This window comes from Streptomyces similanensis, assembly GCF_039543625.1.
Taxonomy (GTDB): domain Bacteria; phylum Actinomycetota; class Actinomycetes; order Streptomycetales; family Streptomycetaceae; genus Streptomyces; species Streptomyces similanensis.
The window spans coordinates 41,993-58,150 of the sequence record NZ_BAABKC010000147.1; the positions used below are offsets into that span (position 1 = coordinate 41,993).

Annotated in this window: 16 protein-coding genes; 9 read left to right on the plus strand and 7 right to left on the minus strand. The window is 74.6% G+C overall.

What is annotated here, in order from left to right:
• Nucleotides 1–206: 206 nt before the first annotated feature.
• The 4 genes from ABEB07_RS38095 to ABEB07_RS38110 all read left to right on the plus strand — a co-directional run bounded on the left by ABEB07_RS38095 (nt 207) and on the right by ABEB07_RS38110 (nt 3,081).
• Entirely contained in the window at nt 207–902 is a 696-nt protein-coding gene (locus tag ABEB07_RS38095; RefSeq protein WP_345672633.1) for a response regulator transcription factor, read from the plus strand.
• A complete protein-coding gene (locus ABEB07_RS38100; RefSeq protein WP_345672634.1) occupies nt 899–2,362 on the plus strand; it encodes a sensor histidine kinase in 1,464 nt (487 codons plus the stop codon). The genes ABEB07_RS38095 and ABEB07_RS38100 overlap by 4 nt, the downstream gene beginning before the upstream one ends.
• A 63-nt stretch (nt 2,363–2,425) precedes the next feature.
• The gene (locus ABEB07_RS38105; protein WP_345672636.1) at nt 2,426–2,830 is read left to right on the plus strand and encodes a hypothetical protein; all 405 of its coding nucleotides are present in this window, start codon (nt 2,426–2,428) and stop codon (nt 2,828–2,830) included.
• Complete coding sequence (locus ABEB07_RS38110) at nt 2,830–3,081, plus strand: hypothetical protein (RefSeq protein WP_345672638.1); 252 nt, start codon at nt 2,830–2,832, stop codon at nt 3,079–3,081. Before ABEB07_RS38105 ends, ABEB07_RS38110 begins: the two co-directional genes overlap by 1 nt.
• A gap of 183 nt (nt 3,082–3,264) precedes the next feature.
• Here ABEB07_RS38110 and ABEB07_RS38115 read toward each other — a convergent pair whose 3' ends face one another.
• On the minus strand, nt 3,265–3,837 hold the full coding sequence (locus ABEB07_RS38115) for a cob(I)yrinic acid a,c-diamide adenosyltransferase (protein WP_345672639.1): 573 nt from the start codon (nt 3,835–3,837) through the stop codon (nt 3,265–3,267).
• Between the two features lie 437 nt (nt 3,838–4,274).
• Here ABEB07_RS38115 and ABEB07_RS38120 point away from each other — a divergent pair, with 437 nt between their 5' ends.
• From ABEB07_RS38120 to ABEB07_RS38130, 3 genes are all read left to right on the plus strand, one after another.
• Nucleotides 4,275–5,123, plus strand: coding sequence for a 3-hydroxybutyryl-CoA dehydrogenase (locus tag ABEB07_RS38120; protein WP_164582112.1), 849 nt, complete (start codon nt 4,275–4,277; stop codon nt 5,121–5,123).
• A gap of 148 nt (nt 5,124–5,271) precedes the next feature.
• On the plus strand, nt 5,272–5,595 hold the full coding sequence (locus ABEB07_RS38125) for an STAS domain-containing protein (protein WP_164582114.1): 324 nt from the start codon (nt 5,272–5,274) through the stop codon (nt 5,593–5,595).
• A 368-nt stretch (nt 5,596–5,963) separates the two neighbouring features.
• Nucleotides 5,964–8,750: an ATP-binding protein gene (locus ABEB07_RS38130; RefSeq protein ID WP_345672674.1), complete on the plus strand. Its 2,787-nt coding sequence runs from the start codon at nt 5,964–5,966 to the stop codon at nt 8,748–8,750.
• Between the two features lie 74 nt (nt 8,751–8,824).
• On the opposite strand, the gene nucS is transcribed toward ABEB07_RS38130, so the two are convergent.
• Nucleotides 8,825–9,496, minus strand: a complete 672-nt coding sequence (gene nucS, locus ABEB07_RS38135) for an endonuclease NucS (protein WP_164588631.1) — start codon at nt 9,494–9,496, stop codon at nt 8,825–8,827.
• Between the two features lie 300 nt (nt 9,497–9,796).
• Here nucS and ABEB07_RS38140 point away from each other — a divergent pair, with 300 nt between their 5' ends.
• Entirely contained in the window at nt 9,797–10,189 is a 393-nt protein-coding gene (locus tag ABEB07_RS38140; RefSeq protein WP_164588632.1) for an SCO5389 family protein, read from the plus strand.
• Between the two features lie 153 nt (nt 10,190–10,342).
• Here ABEB07_RS38140 and ABEB07_RS38145 read toward each other — a convergent pair whose 3' ends face one another.
• Entirely contained in the window at nt 10,343–11,371 is a 1,029-nt protein-coding gene (locus tag ABEB07_RS38145) for an LLM class flavin-dependent oxidoreductase (RefSeq protein WP_345672641.1), read from the minus strand.
• Between the two features lie 233 nt (nt 11,372–11,604).
• On the opposite strand from ABEB07_RS38145, the gene ABEB07_RS38150 reads away from it, so the two are divergent.
• On the plus strand, nt 11,605–11,937 hold the full coding sequence (locus ABEB07_RS38150) for an ATP/GTP-binding protein (RefSeq protein ID WP_176150519.1): 333 nt from the start codon (nt 11,605–11,607) through the stop codon (nt 11,935–11,937).
• Between the two features lie 36 nt (nt 11,938–11,973).
• Here ABEB07_RS38150 and ABEB07_RS38155 read toward each other — a convergent pair whose 3' ends face one another.
• From ABEB07_RS38155 to ABEB07_RS38170, 4 genes are all read right to left on the minus strand, one after another.
• Nucleotides 11,974–12,849, minus strand: coding sequence for an ABC transporter permease (locus ABEB07_RS38155; RefSeq protein WP_345672643.1), 876 nt, complete (start codon nt 12,847–12,849; stop codon nt 11,974–11,976).
• On the minus strand, nt 12,846–14,066 hold the full coding sequence (locus tag ABEB07_RS38160) for an ABC transporter ATP-binding protein (protein WP_345672644.1): 1,221 nt from the start codon (nt 14,064–14,066) through the stop codon (nt 12,846–12,848). The genes ABEB07_RS38155 and ABEB07_RS38160 overlap by 4 nt, the downstream gene beginning before the upstream one ends.
• Nucleotides 14,067–14,192: 126 nt before the next feature.
• Nucleotides 14,193–14,966 carry an ABC transporter permease gene (locus ABEB07_RS38165; protein WP_164588528.1) on the minus strand — a complete coding sequence of 258 codons (774 nt, stop codon included), beginning with the start codon at nt 14,964–14,966 and terminating at the stop codon, nt 14,193–14,195.
• Between the two features lie 3 nt (nt 14,967–14,969).
• Complete coding sequence (locus tag ABEB07_RS38170) at nt 14,970–16,007, minus strand: ATP-binding cassette domain-containing protein (RefSeq protein ID WP_345672646.1); 1,038 nt, start codon at nt 16,005–16,007, stop codon at nt 14,970–14,972.
• Nucleotides 16,008–16,158 lie beyond the last annotated feature (151 nt).

A 16,158-nucleotide genomic window follows, 5' to 3' on the forward strand; every position in this document is an offset into this window, starting at 1 on the left:
GGACCACTACGGCGGAGGTTCGGCCGGGGATCGGCCGCCCGCTCAACTCCCCCGCGAGCGCCGCCGCTTGCCCCCGCCCGGGCGGCTCCGCGCCGTCGCACGGGCGGCTGACGTGCGCCTTCGCCGCGCCCCGCACCGTCGCGGCCGCCCGGCACCGGACGCGCCGCGACGGGCCGTACGCTGGCCGGAAGACGAGGAGGGCGCGCATGACACGGGCGGGACGGTCCGGAGCGGTGCTGGTCGTCGACGACGACGCGGCGATACGCCGGTCGCTGGAACGCGGCCTCGGACTCAGCGGGTTCGCGGTGCGCAGCGCCGCCGACGGCCGCCAGGCGCTGGCGGCGCTCGCCGAGGAACCCGCCGACGTCGTGGTCCTCGACGTGTCGATGCCCGGCATGAGCGGCATCGAGGTGTGCGCCCGGCTGCGCGAGCAGGGCGGGGACCTGCCCGTGCTGATGCTCTCCGCGCTCGACGACACCGCCGACCGCATCGCCGGACTCCAGGCCGGCGGCGACGACTACCTCGTCAAACCCTTCGCCCTCCAGGAACTCGTGCTGCGCCTGCACGCCCTGCTGCGCCGCCGCCCGCCCGCCGGACCGGACGTGCTGCGCGCGCACGGCCTGGTGATCGACCCCGCCGCCCGCACCGCCGAGCGCGAGGGCCGGCCGCTGGAGCTGACCCGCCGCGAGTTCGAACTCCTGGAGGTGCTCTCCCGCAACGCCGGACTCGTCCTCACCCGCGACCAGCTCCTGGAACGCGTCTGGGGCTACGACTTCGACGTGCGCACCGACGCCGTCGACACCTTCGTCAGCTATCTGCGGCGCAAGCTGGAGGCCGGCGGACGGCCCCGGCTCGTCCACACCGTGCGCGGCGTCGGCTTCGTCCTGCGGGAGACCCCGTGAGACTGTCCACCCGGATCGGCCTCGCCGTCGGCTGCACCGTGCCGCTGCTGGTGGCCGCCTCCGGCTGGCTGCTGCTGCACCTGGTCGCCCGGGACCTGCACCGCGTCGAGGACCAGCACCTGCGCCGGCGCGCCGCCGCCCTCGCCCCCGACGCCCGCGCCCTGCTGCGGGCCACCGCCGACGACCGCGCCCGGGCCGCCGACACCAGGCAGCGGCAGCTGTTCAGCGCCGCCCTGGACGTCGGCGTCCGGGTGAGCGACGGCGACGCCGTGTTCAGCGGCGGACCCCAGCCCGCCGCCGGCGTCCGGCTGCCCGCCGCCGACCGCCCGGTCACCGTGCGCGCCGGCGGACACGGCTGGCGGGTGCTGTCCCGGCCGGTCGGCGGCACCGCCTCCGGCACCCTGTGGGTGTTCTCGCCCGACACCGCCGACCGCGCCCAACTGCGGGCGGTACGCCACCGGGTGGCGCTCACCGCGCTGCTCGCCGCACCGCTGTCCGGGCTGCTCGCCTGGGGCCTGGCCGCCGGCGCCGCCGCCCCGCTGCGCCGGCTCACCCGCCGCACCGCCGGACTCGACCCGCGGGCCACCGCCGCCCGCCCGGAACACCGGCGCACCGGAGTCACCGAGGTCGACGAACTGGCCGCCACCGTCCGCACCGTGCTGGCCCGCTACGACGAACAGGCCGCCCGCACCGCCGAGGCCCTGGACACGGCACGCTCCTTCTCCGCCGCCGCCGCGCACGAACTGCGCACCCCGCTGATGAGCATGGGCGCCAACCTCGACATCCTCGCCGGCCACCCGGACCTGCCCGACCCGGACCGCACGGAGGTGCTCACCGACCTGCGCCACGAGCACGCCCGGCTGCTCGGCCTACTGGTCACGCTGCGCGAACTGGGCCGCGGGGACCTGGTGGAGGCGGAGGCGTTCGGCCCCGTGGACCTGGCCGAGGTGGCGGGCGCCGCCCTGGCCGAGGCCGCGCGGCGCGCCCCACGGGCGGCGCTCGCGCTCGACGCCCCCGCCGCGCTCCCCGTGCACGGCTGGGAGCCGGGGCTGCGGCTGCTCCTGGACAACCTGCTCGCCAACGCCCTCGCGCACGGCCGCGGCCCGGACGGCCGCGCCCGCGTCCGGGTGACCCTCGCCGCCGCGGGCGACGACGTGGTGCTCACGGTGGACGACCACGGGCCGGGCGTCCCGCCCGAGGACCGGCAGTCCGTCTTCGAGCGGTTCCGGCGCGGCCCGCACAGCGCGGGCTCCGGACTCGGCCTCACCCTGGTCGCCCAGCAGACCGCCCTGCACCGCGGCGAGGCCGCCGTCACCGACGCGCCCGGCGGCGGTGCGCGCTTCACGGTGCGGCTGCCCCGCGGCGGCGGCGAACTGCCCGGCCGCCGCGACTGGCTGACCGTCGCCGCCGGGACGGCCACGGCGGACCGGTCACAAGGTTTCCCCAAAGAAGGTCCCTAGCGTCGTCCGCGCCACGGCCGGCCGGCCGCGGCGACGCACACGACCGCAAGGGACATACCGCACATGGACGCACGACACGGAACACGCACGCTGTGCACGGCACTCGCGGTGACGGCGCTCCTCGCCACCGGCACGGGCGCCGCGGCGGCGGCCGACGCCAGCCCCGCCCCCGGCCCCACCGGCGACGGCGCGCACGCGCTGTGCAAGCGGGTGCCCAAGCTGGACCGGCGCATCGCCCGCTCCCTGAAGCGGCTGGACGCCGGCGCCGGCGCCCGCGGCTCGGTCTCCCGGCTCCAGAAGCGGGTCGACAACGCCAAGAAGGCGGGCGACAGCGCGGTCGCCACCTACCTCCAGGACCGCCTGAACCACCGCAAGCAGCTGCGCACCGACCTGGGCACGCGGCAGAAGGACCTCGCCGCCGTCCGTACCTGGTGCGCGGCGCACGGCAACGGCGCGAAGGCGAGCTGATGCGGGCTCGGCGGTGCGCGGTGGGGGCCGCGGCGGGACTGCTCACGGCCCTCCTCGCCGCCGGCTGCGGCCGGCACGACGGCGCCGCGACGCCGGCCCCGGCCACGTCACCGGCGGCGTCCGCGCCGACCGGGTCGGGTGGGTCGGCCGGGTCGGCCGGCGACTACGAGCGGATGCGCCAGAAGGTCGACGCGGCCGAGTCCGCGGCGGCGGCGGCCGACCGGGACACGGCGAGCGACGACGACCGCTGACGCGTACGGGACGAGAACCGCTGAGGCGCGCGGCACGAGGGCCGCTGAGGCGGGTGCACGGGGGCCGCTGAGGCGGGTGCACGGGGACCGCTGAGGCGCGCGCCACGGGGCCGCTCGGGCGGGCCGGGCGGGACGGGCGGGGGAGCGGGGTTCGGCGCTCGACCGCCCGGCGTGCCGCCCGGCTCAGCGTTCGCCGCCCGGGACCCACAGCACGTCGCCCGTCTCCTTGTTGGCGGTGCGGGCCAGGATGAACAGGAGGTCGGAGAGGCGGTTGAGGTAGGTGGCGGTGAGCGGGTTCATCGTGTCGCCGTGCGCCTCCAGGGCCGCCCAGGTGGAGCGCTCCGCGCGGCGGACCACCGTGCACGCCTGGTGCAGCAGGGCCGCGCCGGGGGTGCCGCCGGGCAGGATGAAGGAGCGCAGCTTCTCCAGCTGCTCGTTGAAGTGGTCGCAGTCCGCCTCCAGCCGGTCGACGTAGAACTGCTCCACCCGCAGCGGCGGGAACTCCGGGTCCGCCACGACCGGCGTCGCCAGGTCCGCGCCCACGTCGAACAGGTCGTTCTGCACGCGGACGAGGACCTTGACGATCTCCGCGTCGAGACCGCCGAGCGCGATCGCCGTGCCGATCACCGCGTTCGCCTCGTTGGCGTCGGCGTACGCCGAGATCCGCAGATCGGTCTTGGCGACCCGGCTCATGTCACCGAGGGCGGTCGTGCCCTTGTCCCCGGTCCTGGTGTAGATGCGCGTCAGGTTGACCATGCGACCAGCCTAGTTACCCGCGGCCCGGTCGGCAGACCGCTGTGCCCACCGTCACGGCGGGCGTCCGATCCCTCCTCACCCGACGACGCGTCAGCCGGGACGGACGCGCTCGCGCCCCGGGACCACCGGCGGCCGCGACGCACGCGAAACCTCCCGTGACGCGCCCGCACTCCCCGGCCGCGGCGCGGACCTGTTGAGCGGGAGGCCGCCCAACTACGCCGTCCGGGGCGTGCCGTGACCCCTGCCGGTGTGATGTCCGTCATCTGAGACGTGACGCGCATTACTTACCGGTCACACAGCCCCGTACGAGCGCTAGTGTCCGCTCAGGAGTCGTACGAGAACAGCGTGTAAGCCGTCCCGCGGTCACCGCCGGTCGCTCGCGCCGTCGTCCACCCAGTCGTTCAACACGTGGAACACGTTCACCAGGGGAGTCGTCAGTGGCACGGAAGCTCGCCGTCATCGGAGCCGGCCTCATGGGGTCCGGCATCGCCCAGGTCTCCGCGCAGGCGGGCTGGGAGGTCGTTCTGCGGGACGTGACCGACGAGGCGCTCAGGCGTGGCACCGACGGCATCAGGGCCTCCTACGACAAGTTCGTCGCCAAGGGGAAGCTGGCCGCCGAGGACGCCGAGGCCGCCCTCGCCCGCATCACCACCACCACGGACCTGGACGCCGCCGCGGACGCGGACGTCGTGGTCGAGGCGGTGTTCGAGAAGCTGGAGGTCAAGCACGAGATCTTCCGCACCCTCGACAAGCTGGTGCGCGAGGACGCGGTGCTCGCCTCCAACACCTCCGCCATCCCGATCACCAAGATCGCGGCCGTCACGGAGCACCCGGAGCGCGTCGTCGGCGTGCACTTCTTCTCGCCGGTGCCGATGATGCGGCTGGTCGAGCTGGTCCGCGGCTACAAGACCAGCGACGAAGCCCTCGCCACCGCGCGGGAGTTCGCCGAGTCCGTCGGCAAGACCTGCATCGTCGTCAACCGCGACGTGGCCGGCTTCGTCACCACCCGCCTCATCTCCGCCCTGGTCGTCGAGGCGACCAAGCTGTACGAGTCGGGCGTGGCCACCGCCGAGGACATCGACCTGGCCTGCAAACTGGGCTTCGGCCACGCCATGGGCCCGCTCGCCACCGCGGACCTGACCGGCGTCGACATCCTGCTGCACGCCACCGGCAACATCTACACCGAGACCCAGGACGAGAAGTTCGCCCCGCCGGAGCTGATGCGCCGGATGGTGGACGCCGGTGACATCGGGCGCAAGAGCGGGCAGGGCTTCTACAAGCACTGAGACCGCGCCGGAGCCGCCCGGATCACCCTCCGGGGTGAATTCGGCAGCGGTTCGCCCTCGGGCGGCAACCGCACCGCCGCACACGCAGTCAGACCTTGCACAGCCCATCGTCCAACGGAGCACGCCACCGCATTCCCGGGGAGCGCATATGTACATCAGGGGCGACCACGCCCAGGTGGTCGTCGGGGGCCGCCTCGACGTCCGCAGCGCGGCGGACGCCCGTACGGTCCTGCACTCGGCCGTGGACGACGGCTTGGGCGACCTGGTCCTCGACCTCTCCGAGCTCGACTCCTGGGACGCCACCGGACTCGGTGTGATCATGGGTGTCCACCGGCGGGCCGGCCGCTGCGGCCGGCGACTGGTGCTGCGCGACGTGCCGCCGCAGATGCAGCGCCTGCTGGTGGCCACCCGGCTGCACCGCATCCTCGCCATCGAGGGCGGCATCGGCGTGGAGTCCCTGCCCCGCGTCTGAGCCCCCCGCGTCCGAGACCTCCCGCGTCCGAGACCTCCCGCGTCCGAGACCTCCCGCGTCCGAGACACCCCGCGAGCGCGCCGCGGCGCCTCCCGCGCGCCGTACGGGTGTGAACCCGGCGAGGCGGGACACCCGGGCGGACGGCACCCGACCGTACGTCGCACAATCCTCCCGAGACCGTGACGTCTCGGACGGCGCGGTACCCCGGGCTGTCGTGGATACTGTGCCAAGGTTTAGGGTTCGGTCGCCCGCTGCTCAGCAACCCTCGAGCGGGCCCGGACCAGAAGCGACAGCGTGCAGCAAGGCCGGGAGGGCTCGAAGAGCACACCGCTTTTGGGGGCGTGGAACCGATGGAACCCATGGAACCCATGGACCCGCACATCCGGGAGCCCGAGGACATGGGCCATGACGGCGACGGCCACGCGCCCGGCCCGCGCCCGCCCAGGGAGTCCCGCGCCGCCGACTTCACCCCGCACGCGCCCGCCCTGGCCCGCACGGTGCGGGTCGTCGCGGGCGACCTCCTGCTCACCGTCAACCCCGTCGACGGCAGCGAGATCGAGATCTGCCCGCCCGGCGAGCGTCCCGGCCGGCCGCGCCGCCGCACCGCCGACGAGCGCGCCGAGACCGAGCGCGCCGGCCGGCCGCCGGTCCCGTCCGGCCCCGCCCCCTCCGCCGCACCGCTGGTGGACCGCCAGGACGAGCGCGAGCGGCTGGTACGGCTGCTCGCCCGCGGCCGCTCCGCGCGCCTGACCGGACCGGGCGGCTCCGGCCGCACCAGCCTCCTCGACCTCGTCGCCGAGGACTGCGCCGACCTCGCCCCCGACGGCGTGGTCCGTCTCTGCGGCCACCGCCGCACCGCCGGCGAGCTGCTGCACGACCTCTTCCGCGCCGTCCACAGCGCCCCCCTGCACCGCCCCGACCGCGCCGAACTCCTCGCCCACGTCCAGCAGATCGGCGCCGTCGTCGTCGTGGACGACATCGAGTTCGGCGGCGCGGCGCTCGACGAACTCCTCGACGCCACCCCCGAGTGCGCCTTCCTGGTCTCCGCCACCCCGGACGTGTCCGCCCCGTCCGCCGAGTCCGGCGTCGAGGAGGTCGTCCTCGGCGGTCTCGACCGGGCCGGCGGCGTCGAGGTCATCGAGCGCGGCGTCGGCCGGGTCCTCACCGAGGAGGAGACCCGGTGGGCCGGCGACCTCTGGTTCGAGTCCGAGGGCCTGCCGCTGCGCTTCGTCCAGGCCGGCGCCCTGCTGCGCCAGCGCGACCGGCTGCGGGCCGGCACCAGCGCCGTGGAGGAGTTCGGCGTCTTCGCCGAGACCGCGCCCGAGGACGCCGTCCTCGGCGACCCCACCGCCGACGAGGCGCCCCTGCCCTCGCTCGGCGACGCCGCCGCGCCCGCGCCGCTGCTCGCCTCCCGGCTCAGCGCCTCCGCGCGCGCCACCCTGCGCTTCGCCGTCGCACTCGGCGGCGAGGTGCCCCACCAGGCGCACCTGCCCGCCCTGGTCGGCGACACCCACGCCGACGCCGCCCTCGGTGAACTGGCGAGCTGCGGCCTGGTCTCCCCGGTCGGCGCCCGCTACCGGCTCGCCGCCGGGGTGCTCACCCAGCTGGAGGCCGCCGGCTACGGCGCCGACGCCGAGGAGCAGGCCCGCGCCGCGGCCCGGCACTACGCCTGGTGGTCCGGGCACCCCTCGGTCACCCCGGAGCGGGTGAGCGTCGAGGCGGACGCCGTGCTCGCCGCGCTGGCCGTGCTGGTGCCGGCCACCACGCCCCTGGGCGACGGCGAGGAGAGCCTCGCCCTGCGGCTCGCCCGCACGGCCGCGCCCGCGTTCGCCGCCGGTCTGCACTGGGGTGCCTGGGAGCGGGCGCTGCGGTTCGGCGCCGAGGCGTCCCGGCTGGCCGGAGACGTCGCCGAACAGGCGTATTTCCACCATGAGTTGGGCGTCCTGGCGCTCTGCGGTGACCGCCTCGACCGGGCCCGCGCGGAGCTGGAGACCTCCATCGGACTGCGCGGCGCGCTCTCCGACAAGCGCGGCACCGTCGCCGGCCGCCGCGCCCTGGCGCTGGTCGCCGACCGCTCCGGCACGGCGCCGGGGCCGCTCGCGCTGCCGGCGGGCTCCGGCCCGCCCGCGGACGAGGAGATCGCGGACGCGCGCGCCGGGGAACCGGCGCCGCCGCCCGGCGGGGTCCCCGCGCCCTTCCCCGTGCTCCGGTCGCCCGTCGGCGAGCCCTCGACGCTGGTCACCCACCGGCCCGCCCCGTCCGCGCCGTACACGCCGTACGCCCCCTCCTCCGCGCCGGGCGGCAAGGCCCGGCACCGGGTGGGCCTGAAGGGGCTGGCCCGGCGCAACCTGGTGGCGGCGGGCGCGGGCGCGCTGCTCGCGGCCGTCCTCGGCACGGTGGTGACGCTCGGCGCCACCTCCCACAACGACGCCAACGACCCCTCCGACAACGTGGGCGTCAACCCGTCCGCCGGTCAGGGCGCCGACGACGGCGGCGTGGGCGCGGACGTCCCGCAGGACGGCACGGGCGGCGGCAGCGGCGGCGACACCGGCGTGGCCACCAGCCGCCCCACGGACCCGGGCCCCGACGGCGCCTACGGCACGGCGGACGACCCGGCCCGCCCGGCCGGCGCCGAGCCGTCGGAGAGCGTCCAGCCGGCCGGGAGCGGCGGCGGCTCGTCCTCGAAGCCGCCTGGGCCGTCCGGATCGTCCAGCGCGACGGACGGCGGCAGCACCGGCGGCTCGACGGGCGGACACCCCGGGGGCTCCACCGGCGGCACCGGGAGCACCGGCGGCACCGGAGGAACAGGGAGCACCGGAGGCGCCGGCGGCGCGGGCGGCACCGGGAGCACCGGGGGCACGGGGAGCACGGGCGGGACCGGCGGCTCTCCCACCGGCGGCACGTCCACGGGCGGCACCGGGGGATCGCCGACCGGTGGTGAGACCGGCGGCAGCCCGGACCCCGCGGGCGGCACCACGACGGGCGGCGACGGCGGCGCCGGAAGCGGCTCCGACGGCGGGACGAGCGGGGACACGGCGGGCGGCGGCTCCTCGCCGCCGACGGCCGGCGTCTCGGCGAGCGCCCCCTCGCCGAGCACGTCCGTGACCGGCGCCTCCCCGGCCTCGGCCGACCCGTCCGGGACGGCGGCCGCCTGACCGCCGCACGGCCCACGACAGAGGGGCCGGGCCCGCCTCGGGCGGACCCGGCCCCTCCGGCATACCGCCGTCGCTCAGAACAGCCGCAGCTTGTCGTCCTCGATGCCGCGCATCGCGTCGTAGTCCAGGAGCTGGCAGCCGATGCCGCGGTCGGTGGCGAGGACGCGGGCCTGCGGCTTGATCTCCTGCGCGGCGAAGATCCCGCGCACCGGAGCGAGGTGCGGATCGCGGTTCAGCAGCTCCAGATAGCGGGTGAGCTGCTCCACCCCGTCGATCTCGCCGCGCCGCTTGATCTCGACGGCGACGGTCTGCCCCGAGCCGTCCCGGCACAGGATGTCCACCGGACCGATGGCGGTCATGTACTCGCGCCGGATGAGCGTGTAGCCCTCGCCGAGCGTGTCGATGCGGTCGGCGAGCAGCTCCTGGAGGTGCGCCTCCACGCCGTCCTTGATCAGCCCCGGGTCCACGCCGAGTTCGTGCGAGGAGTCGTGCAGGATCTCCTCCATCGTGATGATGAGCTTCTCGCCCGCCTTGTTGACGACTGTCCACACGCCTTCCTCGTCGCCCGCCCCCTCCTTGAGGCTGCACGGCGGCGACATCCAGTTCAAAGGCTTGTAGGCACGGTCGTCCGCGTGGATCGAGACGCTGCCGTCCGCCTTGACCAGGATCAGACGGGGGGCCGAGGGAAGGTGGGCGGTGAGCCGGCCGGCGTAGTCGACGGAGCACCGGGCGATGACGAGACGCATGGTCGGCAACGCTACTCGACGCACCGGGCCGGGCGCGATTCGCCCGCCGGGGCTCCGACTCCGGCGCGTGGGCGGCCCGCGCGCACCGCCCCATTTTTCCCACGATCACCCGTGTTCACTTGTGGCCGATTGTGTGCCCAACCCGTCCTGCCGGTAAGTGCATTCGCCTGGTGGGTGACCGTTCAGTTGCCTAACGTAGGGAACGGGAGGTCGCGATGTGTGTACGCACCGTGTTCGGTATCACGAACTCCCTCATCTGTCCGGCAACCCCCGCAGTCCGGGGGTGCGAGAGGAGAACCCATGTCGCTCGACGTCTCACCGGCCCTACTCGAACAGGCCGAGCGAGGCGAGGTCGACGAAGCCGACTTCGTCGACTGCGTCCGGACCTCCCTGCCCTACGCGTGGGAGATGATCAGCTCCCTGGTGGCCCAGCTGAAGGTGGACGGCGGAGAGTTCGCCGACAACCAGACGCCCCCGCCGGACGAGCAGGCGCGCGGCCAGCTGCTGCGCGCGCTCGCGAGCGATGCGATTCGCGGCGCGCTCCAGCGGCACTTCGGTGTGCGGCTGGCCTTCCAGAACTGCCACCGGGTGGCGGTCTTCCCGCTCGATTCCTCCGTCGACGAACGGCTCGCCCGGTTCACGTCGGTGCGCGGCCAGTTGCTGAACCAGTCCCCGGAGCTGCGGGACTGCTGACGCGTGGGGCCTGACGCCCGGGGCACGCCGGACCCTCCGGGGTGCGCACCGGACGCGGGGCCCGGACGTCCGCACACCGCTCGGTCCGCGGGAGGCGCGGTCAGGACCGAGCGGCCGGCGCGGGCGCTGTCCGTCGTCACCGCGACGGCTCGGTCAGCCGAGGTGGGGGAGTACCTCGGCGCCGAGCCGCCGTACGTTCTCCTCGGTCGCGGCCAGGTCGCCCGAGCCCTCGACGAGCAGTGCGAAACGAGTGATGCCGGTCCGCTCGGAGGTCGCCGCCAGCCGGTCGGCGCACAGCCGCGGGTCGCCCACCGGGTGCAGCCCGCACAGCAGTTCCGTGTACGCCAGCGGATCGCGCATCCGGCGGGCCCGGTCGTCCACCGTGACGTGGGCGTCCAGGCCCTGCCTGAACCAGCCCGGCATCGCCTTCAGCAGCGCCTCGGCGGCGTCCGCGCGCCGGTCGGCGATCTGGCAGACGCCGGCCGAGACGTGCGCGGCGTCCCGGACCTCCTCGCCGGGCCGGCCGGCCGCCCGGGCGCAGCGCCGCCACAGGGCGACCATCTCGGCCTTCTCCTCGTCCCCGACGTGCATCCCGAGCAGCATCGGCAGTCCGCGCTCGGCGGCCAGCCGCACACTCGCCGGCGAGGTGCAGGCGACGACGACCTCGGGCCCCGGCGTCTCGGTCAGCGCCTCCGAGGGGCGCGGCACGACGGGCACCTCGCGGAAGGCGAATCGTTCCCCCGATGCGGACACGGACGGCTCGCGCAGCCAGCGCATCAGCAGATCGAGTGACTCGGGGAACCCGTGTTCGTAAGCGGAAAGGCCCGTGCCGAACACCTCCAGGTCGACCCACGGCCCGCCGCGGCCCACGCCCAGCGAGAACCGGCCGCCGCTCGTCACGTGCAGCAGCGCGGCCTGCTCGCCGAGCGCCACCGGGTGCACGGTGGGCAGCACGCTGACCGCGGTGCCGACCCGGAGCCGGCGGGTGCGGCCCAGCAGCAGCGCGGCCAGGGTGACGGCCGACGGGCACGTTCCGTACGGTACGAAGTGGTGCTCGGCCAGCCAGACCGCGTCCAGGCCCGCCTCCTCGGCGACCTCGGCCGTACGGACCGCGCGGTGCAGCGCCTCCCCTTGTCCCTGTCCCGGGAACTGGGCGGCCAACACGAAACTTCCTACGCGCATCGCTGTTTCCTGCTTCCTCGGCTCCGACGCGGAGCTCCCCGCCCGGCATAACCGTCCGACACGTGCCGAGGACACGGTCTGGAAGAAGGATTTCCGGATTGTCGGTCGAATACGGTGTCCGGCAGGGGGACTTGTGGGGGTTGAGCCGGAATACGGTTCCGCACGCGTACCCCGGTCGGCGGCGCGTAGTCTGGACGGAGCCCCGTTCCCCCGCACGTTCCGTGAGGTGTCCCGTGTCCCCGCGTCGCAACCGCCCCAAGGGCCCCGGCTCCGCCGGCCGGAGCGCCGAGGACGACGCCGCGAGCCGGTACGGGGGCTGGCAGGCCACGGAGAGCTGGCGGGGCGAGGAGTGGAGCGTGCGCCATGTCGCGGGGGCGAGCGCGGCGGGCAAGACCTACCGCTGCCCGGGGTGCGACCAGGTGATCGCCTCGGGCGTCCCGCACGTGGTGGCCTGGCCCGAGCACGCCGGGGTGGACGACCGCCGGCACTGGCACAAGGCCTGCTGGAACGCCAAGGACCGCCGCACCACGCGGGTGCAGCGGTCCCGTAACGCGCCCAGGTTCTGAACCCCGGCTCCCGGAGCCCAGGTTCCGGGAGAACTCCTACACGTCCCGCTTCTCCAGCAGCAGCCAGGAGCCGGCGAAGGCGACCACCACGGCGCCGATCATGATCCACAGCGGGTCCCAGCCGGACGGCCCCGAGTCGCTCAGCGAGCTGGAGTAGAACACGCCCAGCTGGTTCGGGATCGAGTACTCGAACAGCGCCGTGCGCACCTTCTCCAGCGAGCTCGTCGCCATGAACAGCGCGATCACCAGCGGGGCCAGGACGGCGCCGATCATCACGGTGATGCCGCCCGCCGAGTGCCGCAGCACCGAGCCGATCAGCAGCGAGAACAGCCCGAGCAGGGCGATGTAGAGGCTGACGCCGACCGTGGCCTTGAACCACTCGCCGCCGGTCGGCTGCCGCGCGCTGGTCCCCTCCAGCATGGCCGTCTGCAACACGGCCACCAGCACGGTCGACACCAGGGTGACCGTGAAGGAGACGAGGAAGAAGATCAGCGCCTTCGCCACCAGGAACCGCCCGCGCGCCGGGCACGCCGTCGCCGTGGTGCGGATCAGACCCGTGCCGTACTCCGAGGCGGTGGTCAGCACCCCGAGCGTGATGACGGCGATGCTGCCCAGCAGCACCCCGAAGAAGCCCAGGGCCAGCGGGTCGTCGTCGCCGGAGAGATCGGAGCCGGAGTTGGCGACGATCGCACCGGTCAGCAGTCCGATCCCGACCACGAGCAGGACGAACACCCCGAGCGTCCACATCGTGGAGCGCACCGATCTGATCTTCGTCCACTCCGAGGCCAGGGCGTGCCCCAGATGCGTGCGGACCACCGGGATCGGCGAGGTGTAACCGGCGTACGGTGCGGCGGCCCCCGCCTCCCGGGCGGGCGGCGCGGCCTGCGGCAGCGGAGTCTGCGGCGTGCTCATCGGGCGTCCTCGGACTTGGTCGGGGCGGAATTCTCGGGCGCGGCGGGCGCGGCGGACGGCTGCGCGGGCGCCGGCGGGACGGGCTGCGCGTACGGGTTCACCGCGCCCGGAGCGCCGTACGGCTGCGGCGCTGCGCCGTAGGGGGCCTGGCCCGGGGCCGGCGGCTGCGGCGGCGCGAACGGCTGTCCGCCCTGCTGGGGCGGCGGCGGGGCGTACCAGCCGGGCTGCCCCTGGCCCGGTACCTGCGCGGGAGGCTGCGCGCCCGGCGGCAGCGGCTGCATCAGCCCGGCCTTCTGGTCGATGGTCGAGCGGTAGTCGACCGCGCCCTGCGTCATCCGCATGTACGCCTCCTCCAGCGAGGCCCGGTGCGGCGACAGCTCCCACAGCCGTACGTCGGCCTCGTGCGCCAGGTCGCTGATGCGCGGCAGCGGCAGGCCGGTCACGCGCAGCGCGCCGTCCGGCTCGGGCAGCACGTGCCCGCCGGCCTCGGTCAGCGCCGAGGTCAGCTTCTCCCGCTGCTGCGGCTCGGTGCCGGGGGTGCGGACCCGGGCGAAGTCGGCGGAGTTCGCGGAGATGAAGTCCGTCACGCTCATGTCGGCGAGCAGCTGCCCGCGCCCGATGACGATCAGATGGTCCGCGGTCAGCGCCATCTCGCTCATCAGGTGACTGGAGACGAACACGGTCCGGCCCTCGGCGGCCAGCGCCTTCATCAGATTGCGCACCCAGAGGATGCCCTCGGGGTCGAGGCCGTTGACCGGCTCGTCGAACAGCAGCACCTGCGGATCGCCGAGCAGCGCCGCCGCGATGCCGAGCCGCTGGCCCATGCCGAGCGAGAAGCCCTTCGAACGCCGCTTGGCCACCTCCTGGAGGCCGACCACGCCCAGCACCTCGTCCACCCGGCGGGCCGGGATGCCGGACAGCTGGGCCAGCGAGAGCAGGTGGTTGCGGGCGCTGCGGCCGCCGTGCACCGCCTTGGCGTCCAGCAGCGCGCCCACCTGGCGCGGGGCGTTCGGCAGCTTGCCGTACGGGTGGCCCCCGATGGTCACGGTGCCCGCGCTGGGGTTGTCCAGACCGAGGATCATCCGCATGGTCGTCGACTTGCCGGAACCGTTCGGCCCGAGGAATCCGGTCACGGCGCCCGGCCGTACCTGGAAGGAAAGGTTGTACACGGCGGTCTTGTCGCCGTAGCGCTTGGTCAGGCCGACTGCCTCGATCATGCTCCGGTCCCATCGGAAGGTACCCGTCCCAGGTCCGGGACAGCGGGGCGCACGCCCCCGTAAGGGTTAGGAGGATATCCACCGGCTGACGGTTCCGGCCAAAAGAGAGTAAAAACAGCCGGGCTCTCAGGCGTCCCGCCGGCGCAGCAGCGCGTAGCCGCCGGCCAGGGCCGCGATCACCCACAGCACCATGATCCCGAGGCCGCCCCACGGCCCGTAGGGGGTGTCGTCGCCGACCCGGGGGAGGACCCGCATGATCCGGCTGCCCGCCTGGTCGGGCAGGTACTGGCCGACCTTCCGGGTGGCCGAGACGTTCGCCAGGATGTTGGAGACCAGGAAGAAGAACGGCATCAGGACGCCCAGCGACAGCATCGGCGAGCGCAGCATCACCGCCACGCCCATGGAGAACACCGCGATCAGGGTCATGTAGAGGCCGCCGCCGACGACCGCGCGCAGCACCCCCGGCGCGTCCAGCGTGGTCCGCAGCTGCGGGCCGAGCATCGCCTGACCGAGGAAGAACGCGGCGAAGCCGGTCGCCATGCCGACGACCAGCGCCAGGCCGGTGGCGACGGCCACCTTGCTCGCCAGGAACGCGCCGCGCCGCGGGACCGCCGCCAGCGAGGTGCGGATCATGCCGGTGCTGTACTCGTTGGACACCACCAGCACCCCGAACACGATCATCGCCAGCTGGCCGAGCGTCATGCCGGCGAAGCTGACGAAGGTCGGGTCGAAGGAGAGCCGCTCACGCGGGCCCATGGAGCCGAACTCGTTCTTGGACAGGGCCGAGATCAGCATGCCGAGGGCGATCGTGACGACCGCCGCCAGGGACAGCGTCCACACCGTGGACGCCACCGACCGGATCTTGGTCCACTCGGACCGGATGACCTGGGTCGCCGCCATGGCTCAGCCCTCCGTCGGCGTAGTCGTCGGCGCGGTCGCCGGTGTGGTCGGGGTCGTCAGTGGGGCCGCCTTCGGCGCGGGCGGTCCCGCCGCCGTCCGCGCGATGCGGTGCGCGCCCCACGACTGCCCGGCCGGCTCCGGCTGCGCGTGGTACTCCACCGACTGGGCCGTCAGCCGCATGAACGCGTCCTCCAGCGAGGACTGCCGCACGCTCAGCTCGTGCAGCACGACCTGGTGCCGGGCGGCCAGCTCGCCGATCCGCTCCGGCCTGCCGCCGTCCACCTCCAGCAGTCCGTCGCCCGCCTCCACCACCGCGATCCCGGCCGTGTGCAGCGCGTCGAGCAGCCGCTCGCGGTCGGGGGTGCGGATACGCACCCAGGAGCGGGAGTTGCGCTCGATGAAGTCGGCCATCGTGGTGTCGGCGAGCAGCCGGCCCTGGCCGATGACGACGAGGTGGTCCGCGGTCAGCGCCATCTCGCTCATCAGATGCGAGGAGACGAACACGGTGCGGCCCTGCGCGGCCAGCGACTTCATCAGACCGCGGATCCAGTGGATGCCCTCCGGGTCGAGGCCGTTGACCGGCTCGTCGAACATCAGGATCCGCGGGTCGCCGAGCAGCGCGCCCGCGATGCCGAGCCGCTGGCTCATGCCCAGCGAGAACCCCTTCGCCTTCTTCCGGGCGACCGCCGTCAGCCCGACCGTCTCCAGCACCTCGCCCACCCGGCGGGCCGGGATGCCGTTGCTCTGGGCCAGGCACAGCAGGTGGTTGCGGGCGCTGCGGCCGCCGTGCACCGCCTTGGCGTCCAGCAGCGCGCCGATGTACGTCAGCGGGTCGGCCAGCTCGTGGTAGTGCCGCCCGTCGATCCGGACGTCACCGCCGGTGGGGTGGTCGAGACCGAGGATCATCCGCATGGTCGTGGACTTCCCGGCGCCGTTGGGCCCGAGGAACCCGGTGACGGTCCCCGGCCGCACGGTGAAGGTGAGACCGTCGACCGCCAGCTTCTCCCCGTACCGCTTGCTCAGCCCCGCAATCTCGATCATGCGGCCACGCTAATTCCGCCTCCCACCCCCCGCCACCGGAGCCACCCCCGGACCACCCGCTCGCCCCTCGGGCCGGCCTCCCGGTACCGGGCCGACCGTCCGCCCCCGAAGCCGCCTCCCGCCACGGGGCCGGCCTCCCCGCCCCGGACGC

What these genes read in the sequence shown, in the direction of transcription:
- ABEB07_RS38095 (WP_345672633.1), top strand. Translation starts at nt 207, where the DNA reads ATGACACGGGCGGGACGGTCCGGAGCGGTGCTGGTCGTCGACGACGAC.
- ABEB07_RS38105 (WP_345672636.1), top strand. Translation starts at nt 2,426, where the DNA reads ATGGACGCACGACACGGAACACGCACGCTGTGCACGGCACTCGCGGTG.
- ABEB07_RS38110 (WP_345672638.1), top strand. Translation starts at nt 2,830, where the DNA reads ATGCGGGCTCGGCGGTGCGCGGTGGGGGCCGCGGCGGGACTGCTCACG.
- ABEB07_RS38115 (WP_345672639.1), bottom strand. Translation starts at nt 3,837, where the DNA reads ATGGTCAACCTGACGCGCATCTACACCAGGACCGGGGACAAGGGCACG.
- ABEB07_RS38125 (WP_164582114.1), top strand. Translation starts at nt 5,272, where the DNA reads ATGTACATCAGGGGCGACCACGCCCAGGTGGTCGTCGGGGGCCGCCTC.
- ABEB07_RS38130 (WP_345672674.1), top strand. Translation starts at nt 5,964, where the DNA reads ATGGACCCGCACATCCGGGAGCCCGAGGACATGGGCCATGACGGCGAC.
- nucS (WP_164588631.1), bottom strand. Translation starts at nt 9,496, where the DNA reads ATGCGTCTCGTCATCGCCCGGTGCTCCGTCGACTACGCCGGCCGGCTC.
- ABEB07_RS38140 (WP_164588632.1), top strand. Translation starts at nt 9,797, where the DNA reads ATGTCGCTCGACGTCTCACCGGCCCTACTCGAACAGGCCGAGCGAGGC.
- ABEB07_RS38145 (WP_345672641.1), bottom strand. Translation starts at nt 11,371, where the DNA reads ATGCGCGTAGGAAGTTTCGTGTTGGCCGCCCAGTTCCCGGGACAGGGA.
- ABEB07_RS38155 (WP_345672643.1), bottom strand. Translation starts at nt 12,849, where the DNA reads ATGAGCACGCCGCAGACTCCGCTGCCGCAGGCCGCGCCGCCCGCCCGG.
- ABEB07_RS38160 (WP_345672644.1), bottom strand. Translation starts at nt 14,066, where the DNA reads ATGATCGAGGCAGTCGGCCTGACCAAGCGCTACGGCGACAAGACCGCC.
- ABEB07_RS38165 (WP_164588528.1), bottom strand. Translation starts at nt 14,966, where the DNA reads ATGGCGGCGACCCAGGTCATCCGGTCCGAGTGGACCAAGATCCGGTCG.
- ABEB07_RS38170 (WP_345672646.1), bottom strand. Translation starts at nt 16,007, where the DNA reads ATGATCGAGATTGCGGGGCTGAGCAAGCGGTACGGGGAGAAGCTGGCG.